The following is a 14,682-nucleotide window of genomic DNA, read 5'->3' on the forward strand; positions in this document are numbered from 1 at the left end:
CCCTGCTGATGGCCGACGCCCTGCGTGCCATGGGCGTCGGCATCGAGGAGGGCCTCTCGTCCAGCTCCACCGCCGCCGGCGTTCCCGCGCCCGGCGGCGAGGCCTGGCGCGTGATCCCGTCCGGGCTGCACGGTCCGGCGGCCGTCGACGTCGGCAACGCCGGCACGGTGATGCGCTTCCTGCCGCCCGTGGCGACGCTCGCCGACGGGGCCGTCCGCTTCGACGGCGATCCACGCTCCTACGAACGTCCGCTGCACAGTGTCATCCACGCCCTGCGCGCCCTCGGCGCCCGTATCGACGACGACGGCCGCGGCGCGCTCCCGCTGACCGTGCACGGCAGCGGGGCGCTGGACGGCGGCACGGTGGAGATCGACGCCTCCGCGTCCTCCCAGTTCGTCTCCGCGCTGCTGCTCTCGGGCGCGCGCTTCAACCAGGGTGTGGAGGTACGGCATGTGGGCGCCGTGCTGCCCTCCATGCCGCACATCCGGATGACCGTCGACATGCTCCGCGCGGTCGGCGCCCAGGTCGACGAGCCCGAGACCGGCGGTGAGCCCAATGTCTGGCGGGTCTCCCCCAGCGCCCTGCTCGGCCGGGATCTGACCGTGGAGCCGGATCTCTCCAACGCCCAGCCGTTCCTGGCCGCCGCGCTGGTCACCGGCGGCCGGGTGACCGTCCCGGACTGGCCGGAGCGGACCACCCAGCCGGGTGACGCGCTGCGTGAGATCTTCACCGAGATGGGCGGCTCCTGCGAGTACGTCATGACGGCGGAGGGCTCCAGCCTCACCTTCCGCGGCACGGGCACGATCCATGGCATCGACGTCGATCTGAGCGAGGTCGGCGAACTGACACCCGGTATCGCGGCCGTCGCCGCGCTCGCCGACTCGCCCTCCACCCTGCGCGGCGTCGCGCATCTGCGGCTCCACGAGACGGACCGGCTGGCCGCGCTCACCAAGGAGATCAACGAGCTGGGCGGCGATGTCACCGAGACGGCGGACGGACTGCACATCCGCCCGCGCCCGCTGCACGGCGGCGTGTTCCACACGTACGACGACCACCGGATGGCCACGGCCGGTTCGATCATCGGCCTGGCCGTCGAAGGAGTGGAGATCGAGAACGTGGGCACGACCGCCAAGACCCTGCCCGACTTCCCGCGGATGTGGACCGACATGCTGACGGGAGCGGGAGCCTGACGCGATGCGGCGCTACGGCAAGAACCCCGACGAGGACGACATCCGCTCCCGCCCCAACCCCAAGGGCAACCGGCCGCGTACGCACATCAGGCCCAAGCACGAGGACGCCTCGGAGGGCATGGTCCTGACCGTGGACCGGGGCCGGATCACCTGCCTCGTCGAGGACCGCGTGGTCCTGGCGATGAAGGCACGCGAACTGGGCCGCAAGGCGGCCGTGGTGGGGGACCAGGTCGGTCTGGTCGGTGATCTGTCCGGCAGGAAGGACACGCTGGCGCGGATCGTACGGATCGAGAAGCGCCACTCCGTGCTGCGGCGCACGGCGGACGACGACGATCCGTACGAGCGGGTGGTCGTCGCCAACGCCGACCAGCTGGCCGTCGTCACCGCGCTCGCCGATCCCGAGCCGCGTCCCCGGCTGATCGACCGCTGTCTGGTCGCCGCGTACGACGGAGGTCTGGAACCGCTGCTCGTGCTGACGAAGTCCGATCTCGCCCCGCCCGACGAGCTGTTGGAGACCTACCGGGCGCTCGGCATCCGCCATGTCGTCACGCGGCGCGACGAGTTGGCGAGCGGCTACGCCGCCGATCTCGTACGCGAGTATCTGGACGGCCGGGTCACCGCCTTCGTCGGTCACTCGGGCGTCGGCAAGACGACGCTGGTCAACGCCCTGGTACCGGAGGACAGACGGCGGACCACCGGTCTGGTCAACGCGGTGACGGGCCGCGGCCGGCACACCACCACCTCGGCGCTGGCCCTGCCGCTGGAGAAGGCGGACGGCTGGGTGATCGACACCCCGGGCATCCGTTCCTTCGGACTGCACCATGTCGATCCGTCCCGGGTCATCCTCGCCTTCCCCGATCTGGTGCCGGGTACGGAGGGCTGCCCCCGGGCATGCAGCCATGACGAACCGGACTGCGCGCTCGACGCGTGGGTGGCCGAGGGACACGCCGATCCGGCCCGGCTCTACTCCCTGCGGCGGCTCCTCGCCACGCGTGAACGGCGCGAAGGGGACTGACGCGCACACGTTTGCGATCCCGCGGTGCTGGTAAGGGCATAATCCAACCAGGCGGGACGAGCGGTCACTGATACGGGGAGGCCTCTGACATGGCGTGGCTGCTGGTTGTGGTCGCCGGAATCCTGGAGACGGGATTCGCCGTCTGTCTCAAACTCTCCCACGGCTTCACCAGGCTCTGGCCGACGATCGCCTTCGCGGCCTTCGCGCTCGGCAGCTTCGGTCTGCTGACGCTCTCTCTGAAGAAGCTGGACGTCGGTCCCGCCTACGCGGTGTGGACGGGCATCGGCGCGGCGGGTACCGCGATCTACGGCATGATCTTCCTCGGCGACGTGGTCTCCGTACTGAAACTCGTCTCGATCTCCCTGGTCATCATCGGCGTCATCGGGCTCCAGCTCTCGGGCTCGGCGCACTGAGCGGTACGGACGGGGCCGCGGGCAGCGGCGCGGTGACCGCCGTACGGACCAGCGGCCCGACGGACTCCCCACCGGGCGCGACGAGATGGGCGAGCGCGAGCCGCAGGGCGAGCTCACAGCGGTAGAGCAACTCGGCCCTGCCGGGACGGGGCCGCGGGTGATCCGTACGGTGCCGTTCCAGCACGGCCACGGACCGGTCCCGTACCAGCGCGACCAGATCACCCGTCGCGGGCGGCCCCGCGTCGGCGCGGCGCTGCGCCGGGACGCCGGAGGGCGGCGCGGAGATCCGTGCGGGAGAGGGCGCGGGCAGCCACCGTCCCCAGCAGCCGGTGAGCAGCGCCCGCAGCAGAGGCCGTGCCCGCGCCTCGGTGACGGTCCACTCGGCGACGGCCACCAGCCGGTCCGCGATCTCCCTCCGCTCGCTCAACAGCCGTTCCGCACCGCGCAGATAGAGATCGACCTCGCGCCGCACGAGCGCGCGGGCCAGCCCGTCCTTGCCGCCGAACTCGTTGTAGAGGGTCTGCCGGGAGACTCCGGCGGCCAGGGCCACATCGACCATTCTGACCGCGGACCAGGGCAGCTCGGCGAGTGCCGCCAGACCGGCGTCGAGCAGGGCTTCACGCGCAGCAGGCATCGTCGCCTCCGGGGCCGAGCGGCTCTGCGCCCAGAGTTGACGGGCCGTCGTCGGCTGTCAAGAGCAACGGCGGGGGCCGTCCGCGGCTTCTCGCCGGTACGAACCCCATGGCCGGGGCTTCCTCCCGGTGGATACTGTGACGACCATGCCCGACTACCACGATGATCTGCGTCTCGCCCATGTCCTCGCGGACGCCGCCGACGCCGCGACGATGGACCGCTTCAAGGCCCTGGACCTCAAGGTCGAGACCAAACCGGACATGACTCCGGTGACCGAGGCCGACAAGGCGGCCGAGGAACTGATCCGTGGCCATCTCCAGCGGGCCAGGCCGCGCGACGCGATCCTGGGCGAGGAGTACGGCATCGAGGGCACGGGCCCGCGCCGCTGGGTCATCGACCCCATCGACGGTACGAAGAACTATGTCCGCGGAGTACCCGTCTGGGCGACGCTGATCTCACTGATGGTGGCCGCCGAGGGCGGTTACGAGCCGGTCGTGGGCGTGGTGTCGGCGCCCGCGCTGGGCCGGCGGTGGTGGGCGGCGAAGGGCGGCGGCGCGTACACCGGCCGCAGCCTCTCCTCCGCGACCCGGCTGCGGGTCTCGAAGGTCTCGCGCATCCGGGACGCGTCGTTCGCGTACTCCTCACTGACCGGCTGGGAGGAGCAGGGCCGGCTGGACGGCTTCCTCGATCTGACCCGCGCCTGCTGGCGTACGCGCGGCTACGGCGATTTCTGGCCGTACATGATGGTCGCGGAGGGCTCGGTGGACATCTGCGCGGAGCCGGAGCTGTCCCTGTGGGACATGGCGGCGACGACGATCGTGGTCCAGGAGGCGGGCGGCAGCTTCACGGGGCTGGACGGCCGCGTGGGCCCGCACAGCGGCAACGCGGCGGCCTCGAACGGCATCCTCCACGAGGAGCTGCTGGGGTATCTGAACCAGCAGTACTGAGCGGGCCCGGGGGTCCGGCGACCGCCCCGCACGCGACCGCACGCGACCCCGGCCCGCGCTGAGGAAGCGCCCCGCGCCGCAGGCGCGCGCACCGTCATGCCCCGCGCCTCGGGCGCCCCCTTGTTGAGCTGGCTCAATGGTGTCACTCTGAAAGTCCCCCCATTTGTGAACTTGTGAATCGTTTCTCATTGGAGGGTCTCCACAGGACGGTTTACCAAGGAGGTGCGTTCACCCCATGCTCGTCCGTGACGCCATGAGTTCGGTGGTCCTGACCATCGGGCCCACGCATACGCTCCGCCAGGCGGCCCGGCTGATGTCCGCGCGCCGCGTCGGCGCCGCCGTCGTTCTCGACCCCGACCACTGCGGCATCGGCATTCTCACCGAGCGCGACATCCTGAACTCGCTCGGCGAGGGCCAGAGCCCCGACACCGAGACCGCCTGTACGCACACCACCACCGCGGTCGTCTTCGCCGCGCCCTGCTGGACGCTGGAGGAAGCCGCGGCGGCCATGTCGAGCGGCGGGTTCCGCCATCTGATCGTGCTCAACGACCGGGAGCCGGTCGGCATCGTCTCCGTACGCGACATCATTCGCTGCTGGGCGCCGGACCGGCGCGAGGCGGCGGTGCTGGCCGGCTGACGCCCGGCCGGGAGGACGGCAGCGGGGGCCGGATCCCGCAGGACCCGGCCCCCGCCGTCCCGGACTGGATCTGAGTCTGGGTTTGAGTCTGGGTCCGGATCTGGACCCTAGGCGCGCAGGGCCTGGACCGCGGCGTCCAGCCGCTTGCCGAAGTCACCGTCCGCCTGGCGGAAGTTGTTCACCGCGCGCTCGGCGATGTCGTCGCGTGAGACCTTGGAGATGAAGCCGGCCAGGTTCTCGATCAGCCGGCCCTTCTCGTCCTCGGACAGCAGCCGGTAGAGGTTGCCCGCCTGCACGAAGTCGTTGTCCTCGGCATGGCTCGGGGCCTCGTGCTCCCCCGTCGCGCCGCTGACCGCGACCGGGCGCCAGAGCGGCCGGTCCGTCTGGAAGGGGCCGCCGAAGCTGTTCGGCTCGTAGTTCTTGGCGCCCTTGTGGCGGCCGTCGTACAGGAAGCCGTCACGGCTGTTGGTGCGCGCCTCGGTGGCGTGCGGACGGTTCACCGGCAGGTGGTCCGCGTTGACGCCGACGCGGTAGCGGTGGGCGTCGCCGTACGCGAACAGACGGCCCTGGAGCATCTTGTCCGGGGAGGGACCGATGCCCGGCACGAAGTGGGCCGGCGAGAAGACGGACTGCTCGACCTCGGCGAAGATGTTCTCCGGGTTGCGGTTGAGCTCCAGCCTGCCGATCTCGATCGGCGGGTAGTCCTCGTGCGGCCATACCTTGGTCAGGTCGAACGGGTTGAAGCGGTAGGTCGCCGCCTCGTCCGCCGGCATGATCTGCACCTGCACGGTCCAGGACGGGAAGTCACCGCGCTCGATGGACTCGCGCAGATCGCGCTGGTGCGAGTCCGGGTCCTCGCCCGCGAGCACCGCGGCCTCGGCCGAGGTCAGGTTCTTGATGCCCTGGTCGGTCTTGAAGTGGTACTTGACCCAGAAGACCTCGCCGGCCTCGTTGTTCCACTGGTACGTGTGCGAGCCGTACCCGTTCATGTGGCGCAGCGTCGCCGGGATACCGCGGTCACCGAAGAGCCAGGTCACCTGGTGGGTGGACTCGGGCGACAGCCCCCAGAAGTCCCAGACGTTGTCCGCCTCCTGCGAGCCGGTGTACGGGTCGCGCTTCTGGGTGTGGATGAAGTCGGGGAACTTGATGGCGTCCTTGACGAAGAACACCGGGGTGTTGTTGCCGACGAGGTCGTAGTTGCCCTCCTCGGTGTAGAACTTCAGCGCGAAACCGCGCGGGTCGCGCACCGCGTCGGCGGAGCCCAGGCTGCCCGCGACGGTGGAGAAGCGCAGAAACGTCTCGGTCCGCTTGCCGACCTCGGAGAGGAACTTGGCGCGCGTCCACCGCGAGACATCGCGGGTCAGCGTGAACGTGCCGTAGGCGCCGGCGCCGCGCGCGTGCACGATGCGCTCCGGGATGCGCTCACGGTTGAAGTGCGCGAGCTTCTCCAGCAGTGCCTGGTCCTGGACCAGCACCGGACCACCGACGCCCGCGCTCTCGCTGTTCTGGTTGTCGGCGACCGGAGCCCCGGCCTCCGTGGTGAGCGGTCCCTGCGTCACGTGCGCCTCCTGCGTCATTCGCTGCCGGTCCTGTCCCTCGGCGGCTACCGCCATCGATCCTACGATGGACTTTGTCCAAGTCAAGCAGACATCCAAAGTCATACACGTTCGGGACCTGGTTCCCCTCACTGTTAGGCTGGTCGTCATGAGTGACCTGTTGGAACGACTTCGCGGACGAGGCTGGCGCATGACGGCCCAGCGGCGTGTTGTGGCCGAGGTGCTCGACGGGGACCACGTACATCTGACGGCCGACGAGGTGCACGCGCGCGCCGTCGCCCGGCTGCCGGAGATCTCACGGGCGACGGTCTACAACACCCTGGGCGAGATGGTCATGCTCGGTGAGGTGATCGAGGTCTCCACGGACCGCCGCGCCAAGCGGTACGACCCGAACGCGCACCGGCCGCACCACCATCTGGTCTGCGCCCGGTGCGGCACCATCCGCGATGTCCGTCCCACGGGCGATCCGCTGGCCGATCTGCCGGACGGAGAGCGTTTCGGCTTCACGGTCTCGGACGTCGAGGTGACCTACCGCGGCACCTGCCCGGACTGCGCCTCGGCCTGACCGCGCCGAAACGGGCGAGCGCGGAACAGACGAGCGCGGAAGACGGGACGACCCGAGGCCCGGCAATACGAAACGACCCGAGGCCCGGAACTCTTTCGAGCTCCGGGCCTCGGGTCTGTCAGTAGCGGGGACAGGATTTGAACCTGCGACCTCTGGGTTATGAGCCCAGCGAGCTACCGAGCTGCTCCACCCCGCGTCGGTAAACGCAACATTACGTCACGCCCGCCGACCGGTGCAAATCCCTTTGCGTGGGCCGCGCACCCCGGCGCGACGCACGACGGCGGCGCCGGTCGGCCCCGTACGCCGTTTCCTCCCGCCCGGCCGCTTCGTTAGGCCGGAGACAACCGCGTCATCACCTCTCCTCCGGAGGAATCCCATGCCACCGTCCAGCACCTTCGTGCGGTCCGCCGTGACCGTCACCGCCGCCGTCGGGATCGCGGCGGGAGCCGCCGCACCGGTCTCCTGGGCCGTACCCGTCGAGCCCGCCCGTACCACCGTGAGCGGCAAGGCACCGGTCTCGCCGCAGCCCACCCCCGGCGCCCCGGCGCAGCAGCCTCTCGCGGGGCTGCTGGGAGGTCTGCCCCTGCTGGGCGATCTCCTGGGCGGCCTGTCGGACCGCAACGCGAAGACCGATGTGACACCGGTGCGCTGGGACCGTTGATCATCGACACCGTGCGTCGCGCCGTCCGCCGACTGCGGCCGGCGCGACCGGACCGCTCCCCGCGCGCGCGGGCCGATCATCTCTCCCGCGCGCGGGCCTCGGCCGGTCCTGCCGGGCTGGCCTCCGCCGCCACCCCGGACACCACCGGGCCCGCCGACGCTCTCAACGGCTACGAGGTCCTGGACGAGGTGCTGCGTCTGCCGGTCGGCACCTGGCGCTACCTCTGGGACCCGCCGCACGTCCGGCATCTGGGCCCGATGGCCCAGGACTGGCACGCGGCCTTCGGACTCGGCGCCGACAACGTCACCATCTCCGCCACCGACACCAACGGTGTCGCCCTGGTCTGCGTCCAGGCACTCCACCGCCATATCGACGACCTGCGCACACAGATCACCGTTCTCCAGGACCGGATCGCCCGCCTGGAGGAGCCCCACCGGTCCGGGACGTCCACGACGCCGTAGTACGCAGTACGCGGCGGCCTGCGACGGCGGTGACGACGCGGCGGCCGGGTCAGGCCGTCAGTTCCTGGTGGAGCGCCTCGCGCAGACGCGCCGCGCGCTCCGCCACCTCGGCGGGACCCAGCTCGACGGCACGGGCGCACCAGCGCTGGCCCTCGGTCAGCTCGCCCCGGCGCGCGGCGAGCAGCGCGAGGCGCAGCGCGGCCCGGCCGTGACCCGCCTGGGCGGCCCGGGTCCACCACAGGGCGGCCTCCCGGTCGCCGCCCTCGCGCACGAGCAGCAGCCCGAGGTTGAAGGCGCCGTTGCGGCTGCCCGCCTCCGCCGCCTCCCGGTACCAGCGCGCGGCGTCGGAGAGGTCACCGCGGGCGGCGGCCAGCATGCCGACGCGCACCTGCGCCCGGCGGTGCCCCTGCTCGGCGGCGCGCTCGTACCACTGCTCGCACTCGCTCTTCACCCCGTACGGCTCGCCCAGCGCGGGCGGGCCGGGCGGCGGCTGGCGCGAGTCGAGCAGAGTGGCGAGCCGGAACGCGGCCTCGGGGCTGCCGCCGCCCGCGGCGCAGCGCAGATGCCGCTCCGCCGAGCGCTCGTCACCGTCGCGCAGACAGGCGATGCCGACCTGGAGCGCCGCCTCCGTATGGCCCGCGGCGGCGGCGCGCTCGTACCAGCGAAGCGCCGCGCGGTCCTCGTCCCGCCCGGCGTACAGGATGCCCAGATTGAACGCGGCGTCCACGCTGCCCGCCTCGGCCGCCTTGGAGAACCAGGGCTCGGCCCCGGTCGGGTCGTCGGCCTGCAACAGCAGCACGGCGAGCGCGTTGGCCGCCTCGCGGTGGCCCGCGTAGGCGGCGCGGCGGTACCACTGCTCGGCCTGGACGGTGCGGTCCTGGGCGGCGCAGAGCAGTCCGAGGTTGTACGCGCCGTTGACATCGCCCGCGTCCATCGCGGCGCGGTACCAGCGCTCGGCGGTCTGCGGCTCCCCTCGGGCGGCGTGCAGCGCGCCGAGGGCGTTGGCCGCGTTGCCGTTGCCCTCCTGCGCGGCGCGCAGCCACCAGATGGCGGCGCTCTCCTCGTCACCCGCGTCACGCAGCAGAAAGCCGAGAGCGCAGGCCGCCCGCGCGTCACCGTCCCGGGCGGAGGTCAGATACCAGCGGCCTGCCTCCTTGAGCTCACCGCGCTTCTCCAGAATCGCGCCGAGGTGCAGCGCGGCCCTGCGGTGGCCACGGGCGGCTGCCTGCCGGTACCACTGGGCGGCCTCGGCGAGGAGCGCGGGCGCGTCGAAGCCGCCGGTGGCGTCCGGGCCGGTGCCGGTGTGCCGCGTACCGCTGTGGCTCCCGGTGGCCATCCGCGTACCGGTGCCGTCGCGGTGGGCTCCGGTGCGTCCCGTCCGGTGGCCGCCCGTACCGCCGCCGCCCTGGGCCAGGGGGCCCGTACCTCTGCGGTGGACGGGGCCGGCTCCGGCTCGGGCCGTCTCACGGGCCCGGCGCTCCAGCGTCCTCGCGAGCCGGTACGCCGCCTCGCGGTGCCCCTGCTCGGCCGCGGCGCGCAGCCAGCGCTCGGCCCCGACATCACTGCGGTGCTCCAGCAGATCGGCGAGTGCGTAGGCGCCGAGGGCATGGCCCTGCTCGGCGGACTGGCGCAGCCAGTACTCCGCGGCCGGCTCGTCGCCCAGCTCACGGTGGTGGCGGCCCAGGGCATGGGCCGCGGCGGCGGATCCGGCGACGGCGGCGATACGCCACCAGCCGGCCGCCTCGTCCGGATAGCCGCGCTGGTGCAGCAGAACACCCAGATTGTTGGCGGCGGCGCGGTCGCCCTCGGCGGTCGCGGCCCGCAGATACGTCTCGGCTCCGTCGAGGTCGCCGCGGCGCAGCAGCAGCGCGCCGAGCACGCTCATCGACGCGACATCCCCGGCGTCGGCGGCACGGCGGTGGCGTGCCTCGGTCTCGGCGTCGGCGGTGTCCTCCGAACAGGCCGGGTGCGGGGCCACACCGGCCGGGTGCGGGGCTCCGGCGCTCGTGGCACCAAGAGAATCCGCGGCGTTCGCGGCGTCGGCCGCGCCTGCCGCATGGCGCTGCACAAACCGCCCTGTCTCCAACAGAGTTGTCCTATCCCCCATAATTTCCATCGTCGCACCACCTGCCACCCGCGTACAGCAGGTATACCGCGACCCACAAGGTCACTTCAGCGTTTTGTCGACATGCCCACAGAGAGACAAGTCAAACACGCTCGGGCCCAAGTCCCGCGTCGTGAAACACCGTTCGTGGGCCATACGCGCCGGACATACGTCAAGGGCCCGGATCCTGTTGGATCCGGGCCCTTGACTTCGCGTAGCGGGGACAGGATTTGAACCTGCGACCTCTGGGTTATGAGCCCAGCGAGCTACCGAGCTGCTCCACCCCGCGTCGTTGTGTCCCAACCGTACCACGACGCGGAGTGATGCCTGCTCAGCCGCTCTCGGAGCCGCCGTTGGCCGCGGCGCTGTCCGACGAGGCTTCGCCCGCGGAGCTGTCCGGCGAGGCACTGTCCGAGGCGGAGCTGTCCGGCGACGGGCTCTCCGACGAGGCGCTGTCCGAGCCGCCCGCCGGGGTGCTGTCCGCCGCGGCGGCACGTCGCAGGGCGTCCTGGAGGGCCTCCTGCGCCTTGCCGTACGCCGCCCAGTCCTGCTTGGCCAGCGCCGCCTCACCGTCGTCGTACGCCTTCTGCGCGTCGGCGATGGCCTGCTGGAGCGCCGTGTCACCGGTCGCCGGCGGCTTGGTGGTGTCGCCGTCGGACGGTGGCGGTGTCGTGACCGGCGGCTCGGAACTCTCCTCGCCGAACACGGCGTTGAGCGCCTCGGCCAGGCTGTCCTTGAAGACGGGCTTGCCCCCGTAGGAGACGGCCACCTTCTTCAGCAGCGGATAGTTGGCACTGCCACCGCGCGCGTACACCGGCTCGATGTAGAGGAAGCCGCCCTCGAGCGGGACGGTCAGCAGATTGCCGTACTCGATGTCCGAGTCGGTGCCTCTCAAGTTCCTGACGAACTCGGCGACTTCCGGCACACCGTTCAGCTCGCTCTGCACCTGCTGCGGGCCCTGGACGGTCGAGGTCACTCTCAGCACTCTGATCCTGCCGTAGTCCGTGCTGGTCGCATCCGCGTCCACCGCCATGAACGCACCGAGATTGGGGCGTCCGTTGGGCGTGAACGTCGTCGTCAGCGAGAACCTCTGATCGTCCTGACCGGGCATCTTGAGGCTCAGGTAGTACGGCGGGACCGCGCTGCTGTTCTTGTTGGTCGGGTCGTTCGGCACCTGCCACGCGTCACTGCCGCTGTAGAACTGCGCGGGGTTGGTGACGTGGTAGCGGGTGAGCAGCTCGCGCTGCACCTTGAACATGTCCTGCGGATAACGGAGATGGGCCAGCAGATCGGGCTTGATCTGGTCCCGCGCCTTCACCGTGCCGGGGAATGCCTTCATCCAGGTCTTGAGCACCGGGTCCTCGGTGTCCCACTGGTACAGGTTGACCGAGCCGTCGTAGGCGTCGACGGTGGCCTTCACCGAGTTCCGGATGTAGTTGACCTGGTTCTGCTGGGCGACGACCGCGCGCTGGTTGTCGGTCAGCGAGTCGGCCGTGGTGTCGCCGAGCGTCGTGCGGGAGGCGTACGGATAGCCGTTCGTCGTGGTGTACGCGTCGACGATCCACTTGATACGGCCCTCGACCACGGCGGGATAGGCGTCGCCGTCGATCGTCAGCCAGGGTGCGACCGCCTCGACGCGCTCCTTGGGCGTGCGGTTGTAGAGGATGCGCGAGCCGTCGCCGATGGCGCCGGAGTAGACCATCTGCGGCTCGCTGAAGGCCACGGCGTAGGCCGCGCGGTTCAGCGGGTTGGAGAGATCGACTCCGCTCCTGCCCGCGTAGCTGGTGGTCTGCTCGCCGTTCTTCTCGTAGTCGAGCTCCTTCTGCGGGCCGCCCACGATCGAGTACTGCTCGGTCTTCTCGCCGTAGTAGATCCGCTGCTCGTACTTGTCGAGCTGCCCGCTCGTCGGCAGGCCGGACTCGGTGAACTCGGGAGCACCGACCGTGCCCCTGTTCTCGTCCGTCACGGTGTTCGTGCCCTTGGACGCGATCGCTCCGTACCCGTGCGTGTAGGTGAAGTGGTCGTTGATCCAGTTGCGCTTGGGAATACCCGTGATGTTCAGCTCGCGCAGACCGACGACCGTGTCCTGGATCCTGCCCTCGGCGTCGGTGTACCGGTCGACGTCCAGCGTGGCGGGGAACTGGTAGTACTTACGCTCCTGCTGAAGCTGCTGGAACGCGGGCGAGACCACATTGGGATCGACCAGCCGGTAACTGGCCGCGGAGTCGGCCGCCTTGCGCTGATCGGCCTTCTTCTCCGGGTCGCCCTTGCCCTCGTAGTCCTGCACATCGGCGTCGTCGATGCCGTACGCCGCGCGCGTGGCGTCGATGTTCTTCTTGATGTACGGCGCTTCCTTGGCCTGCTCGTTCGGCTGGACCTGGAACTTCTGCACGATCGCCGGGTAGAGGCCGCCGATGAGGATCGCGGAGAGCACCATCAGACCGAAGCCGATCACCGGCAGCTGCCAGGTGCGGCGCCAGAGCGTCGCGAAGAACAGCAGGGCGCAGATGACGGCGATGCAGAAGAGGATCGTCTTCGCCGGGAGATAGGCGTTGGCGTCCACATACCGCAGTCCGGTCCAGCTGCCCGCGGCCTTGAAGTCACTCGCCTTCACGGCCAGCCCGTACCGGTCCAGCCAGTACGCCACGGCCTTGAGCGAGACGAAGACGCCGATCAGCACCGAAAGATGGCCGGTGGCGGCGGCCGTGGCGCGCGCGCCCGGGCTGGTGATCCGCAGCCCTCCGTACAGATAGTGGGTCAGTGCGGCGGCGATCAGCGACAGCACGGCGGCGGCGAAGCCGAAGGCGAGCAGGAAGCGGTACCAGGGAAGATCGAACGCGTAGAACGACACGTCCATCTTGAACTGGGGGTCCTTCTGGCCGAAGGGCACTCCGTTCACCCACATCAGCCAGGTGCGCCACTGGCCGGAGGCGGAGGCGCCGGCGATCAGCCCGACCAGGGCGGTGATCGCCAGGAGCACCCACTTCTTGTACGGTGCGATCCCCATCCGGTACCGGTCGAGGTTCTGCTGCTCCATCGACATCGCGCTCAGCGGCGGGCGCAGCCGGTGCGCCAGCCAGATGTTCAGACCGACGGCGAGGGCCATCAGCACACCGAAGACGGCGAACAGGCCGACCTTCGTCCAGAGCGTGGTCGTGAAAACCGATGAGTACTTCACCGAGCGGTACCAGAGCCAGTCGGTCCAGAACCCGGCGAACATGACGAAGAGCATGGCCAGCACGGCCAGCACTCCCAATGTCATGAGCAGGGTCCGGGCCCGACGGGACGGCCGGCCCACTCTGATCCGTGGCCCGGTCGGGCCTCCGCCGCGGTCCGGCATCTGGAAAGCCAACGTGCGCACCTCGAAGTTCGCGGTCGTGTTTCAGCGTGTAGAACGGGCCCCGCGATCGTAAGGGCCCACTCATGCAACTTACTGAGGCTTTACCTAGTTCCCGCACCGGGGTCCGAAGGAGGCAGGATATCGACCATGTCCAACGTCTCTCCCTCAGGTACACCCATGGCCGCGAGCCCGCTGACCCGCGCGGTGCTCGAAATCGACGAGTACGCGGCGGGGCTCGGCTGGGACCAGCCGGCCCGGCTCTTCGCGCTCGTCGACACCGCGCGGCTGCGCGCCGACGAGCCGGAGCTGGCCGCCCAGCTCGGTCTCGACGACGGCGGGGCGGTCGCTCCGCTCACGCCCATCGAGCAGGACGAGATCCCGTCCGGCACTCCGCTGGACGAGTTCCTCGGCACCATCGCCTGGCCCGGGGCGGTGGCGGGCTGCGCGATGACGGTGGAGCGGCTCATGCTGCCGCCGTCGGCGGAGGCGTCCGTACCGGACGGTCTCGACGACGCGGGGCTCGCCCGGTGGGTCTCCGCCCACCCGGAGCGTCAGGAGGTCAGGATGACGGTCGCCGTGCTGCGTGACGGCGCCCGTGAGTCGGCCCTGCGGCTGCGCGAGAAGGACTCGCCGAGCGAAGTGCTCACGGGCTCGGGGCTGGTGCCGGGTCTGGCCGAGGCCCTGGCGGCCACGTTCGAGGTGTAGGCCGCCGGACCCCCGGCGCGTGGAGGCGGTCGGTCAGCCTGCCGAACAGCTCGGCAGACCGGCCGTGTCCCCGTCACGGATCTTGTTCAGCGACGTCCTGGCGTCGTCGATCGTCCTGACCTTGACCAGGGTGAGGCCGGCGGGGACGTCGGAGGCAGCCGCCGCGCAGTTCTGCTCCGGCGTGAGGAAGTACTCGGCGCCCGCGCCGCGCGCGCCGACCAGCTTCATCTCGATACCGCCGATGGGGCCGACCTGTCCCTCGTCGTCGATCGTCCCCGTACCGGCGACGAACTTGCCGCCGGTGAGCGCGCCGGGCGTGAGCTTGTCGACGATGCCGAGGGCGAACATCAGCCCGGCGCTCGGGCCGCCCACATCGGCGAGCTTGATGTCGACGTCGAACGGGAAGGTGTGGTCGGTCCCCGCCGTGATGCCGACGACCGCGCGGTCGCCCTCCT

The 14,682-nt window shown here is 70.7% G+C and carries 14 protein-coding genes and 2 tRNA genes; 9 read left to right on the forward strand and 7 right to left on the reverse strand.

All coding sequences use genetic code 11. The annotated features are described in order from the left end of the window. The 3 genes from aroA to BFF77_RS08580 form a co-directional block, all read left to right on the forward strand. A partial coding sequence (gene aroA / locus BFF77_RS08570; protein WP_066945819.1) for a 3-phosphoshikimate 1-carboxyvinyltransferase occupies positions 1-1,190 on the forward strand: 1,190 nt, incomplete at its 5' end. A 4-nt stretch (positions 1,191-1,194) separates the two neighbouring features. Continuing rightward, complete coding sequence (gene rsgA, locus BFF77_RS08575; protein WP_066945822.1) at positions 1,195-2,205, forward strand: ribosome small subunit-dependent GTPase A; 1,011 nt, start codon at positions 1,195-1,197, stop codon at positions 2,203-2,205. Between the two features lie 89 nt (positions 2,206-2,294). Continuing rightward, the gene (locus tag BFF77_RS08580; RefSeq protein WP_066945825.1) at positions 2,295-2,618 is read left to right on the forward strand and encodes a DMT family transporter; all 324 of its coding nucleotides are present in this window, start codon (positions 2,295-2,297) and stop codon (positions 2,616-2,618) included. Here BFF77_RS08580 and BFF77_RS08585 read toward each other — a convergent pair. Continuing rightward, positions 2,584-3,252 carry a TetR/AcrR family transcriptional regulator gene (locus BFF77_RS08585; protein WP_066945828.1) on the reverse strand — a complete coding sequence of 223 codons (669 nt, stop codon included), beginning with the start codon at positions 3,250-3,252 and terminating at the stop codon, positions 2,584-2,586. The two genes, BFF77_RS08580 and BFF77_RS08585, sit on opposite strands and share 35 nt — an antisense overlap. A 145-nt stretch (positions 3,253-3,397) precedes the next feature. Between BFF77_RS08585 and hisN the strand changes: the two genes are divergently transcribed. Next, positions 3,398-4,198 carry a histidinol-phosphatase gene (gene hisN / locus BFF77_RS08590; protein WP_066945857.1) on the forward strand — a complete coding sequence of 267 codons (801 nt, stop codon included), beginning with the start codon at positions 3,398-3,400 and terminating at the stop codon, positions 4,196-4,198. 235 nt (positions 4,199-4,433) lie between these two features. After that, positions 4,434-4,835: a CBS domain-containing protein gene (locus BFF77_RS08595; RefSeq protein ID WP_066945831.1), complete on the forward strand. Its 402-nt coding sequence runs from the start codon at positions 4,434-4,436 to the stop codon at positions 4,833-4,835. A 107-nt stretch (positions 4,836-4,942) separates the two neighbouring features. On the opposite strand, the gene BFF77_RS08600 is transcribed toward BFF77_RS08595, so the two are convergent. Next, positions 4,943-6,412: a catalase gene (locus BFF77_RS08600; RefSeq protein WP_066945834.1), complete on the reverse strand. Its 1,470-nt coding sequence runs from the start codon at positions 6,410-6,412 to the stop codon at positions 4,943-4,945. Positions 6,413-6,539: 127 nt separating this feature from the next. Between BFF77_RS08600 and BFF77_RS08605 the strand changes: the two genes are divergently transcribed. Continuing rightward, positions 6,540-6,956, forward strand: coding sequence for a Fur family transcriptional regulator (locus BFF77_RS08605; protein ID WP_066945837.1), 417 nt, complete (start codon positions 6,540-6,542; stop codon positions 6,954-6,956). A gap of 122 nt (positions 6,957-7,078) precedes the next feature. On the opposite strand, the gene BFF77_RS08610 is transcribed toward BFF77_RS08605, so the two are convergent. After that, positions 7,079-7,152: transfer RNA gene (locus tag BFF77_RS08610), tRNA-Met, on the reverse strand. 180 nt (positions 7,153-7,332) lie between these two features. On the opposite strand from BFF77_RS08610, the gene BFF77_RS08615 reads away from it, so the two are divergent. Further along, entirely contained in the window at positions 7,333-7,617 is a 285-nt protein-coding gene (locus tag BFF77_RS08615) for a hypothetical protein (protein ID WP_066945840.1), read from the forward strand. After that, on the forward strand, positions 7,614-8,078 hold the full coding sequence (locus BFF77_RS36200) for a tail fiber domain-containing protein (RefSeq protein ID WP_066945845.1): 465 nt from the start codon (positions 7,614-7,616) through the stop codon (positions 8,076-8,078). Before BFF77_RS08615 ends, BFF77_RS36200 begins: the two co-directional genes overlap by 4 nt. A gap of 49 nt (positions 8,079-8,127) precedes the next feature. Here the strand turns inward: BFF77_RS36200 and BFF77_RS08625 are convergent, their stop codons facing one another. The 3 genes from BFF77_RS08625 to BFF77_RS08635 all read right to left on the reverse strand — a co-directional run bounded on the left by BFF77_RS08625 (position 8,128) and on the right by BFF77_RS08635 (position 13,522). Next, the gene (locus tag BFF77_RS08625; RefSeq protein WP_079124955.1) at positions 8,128-10,194 is read right to left on the reverse strand and encodes a tetratricopeptide repeat protein; all 2,067 of its coding nucleotides are present in this window, start codon (positions 10,192-10,194) and stop codon (positions 8,128-8,130) included. 203 nt (positions 10,195-10,397) lie between these two features. Beyond that, positions 10,398-10,471 (reverse strand) — tRNA-Met (locus BFF77_RS08630). 42 nt (positions 10,472-10,513) lie between these two features. Next, positions 10,514-13,522: a UPF0182 family membrane protein gene (locus BFF77_RS08635; protein WP_211280185.1), complete on the reverse strand. Its 3,009-nt coding sequence runs from the start codon at positions 13,520-13,522 to the stop codon at positions 10,514-10,516. A gap of 147 nt (positions 13,523-13,669) precedes the next feature. Between BFF77_RS08635 and BFF77_RS08640 the strand changes: the two genes are divergently transcribed. Next, the gene (locus BFF77_RS08640) at positions 13,670-14,227 is read left to right on the forward strand and encodes a PPA1309 family protein (protein ID WP_066945855.1); all 558 of its coding nucleotides are present in this window, start codon (positions 13,670-13,672) and stop codon (positions 14,225-14,227) included. Between the two features lie 33 nt (positions 14,228-14,260). Here BFF77_RS08640 and BFF77_RS08645 read toward each other — a convergent pair. Next, positions 14,261-14,682, reverse strand: a 422-nt coding sequence (locus BFF77_RS08645; protein ID WP_342671215.1) for a S16 family serine protease, incomplete at its 5' end; no start/stop codon positions are given.

It is taken from the genome of Streptomyces lushanensis (assembly GCF_001700515.1).
Classification (GTDB): Bacteria; Actinomycetota; Actinomycetes; order Streptomycetales; family Streptomycetaceae; genus Streptomyces; species Streptomyces lushanensis.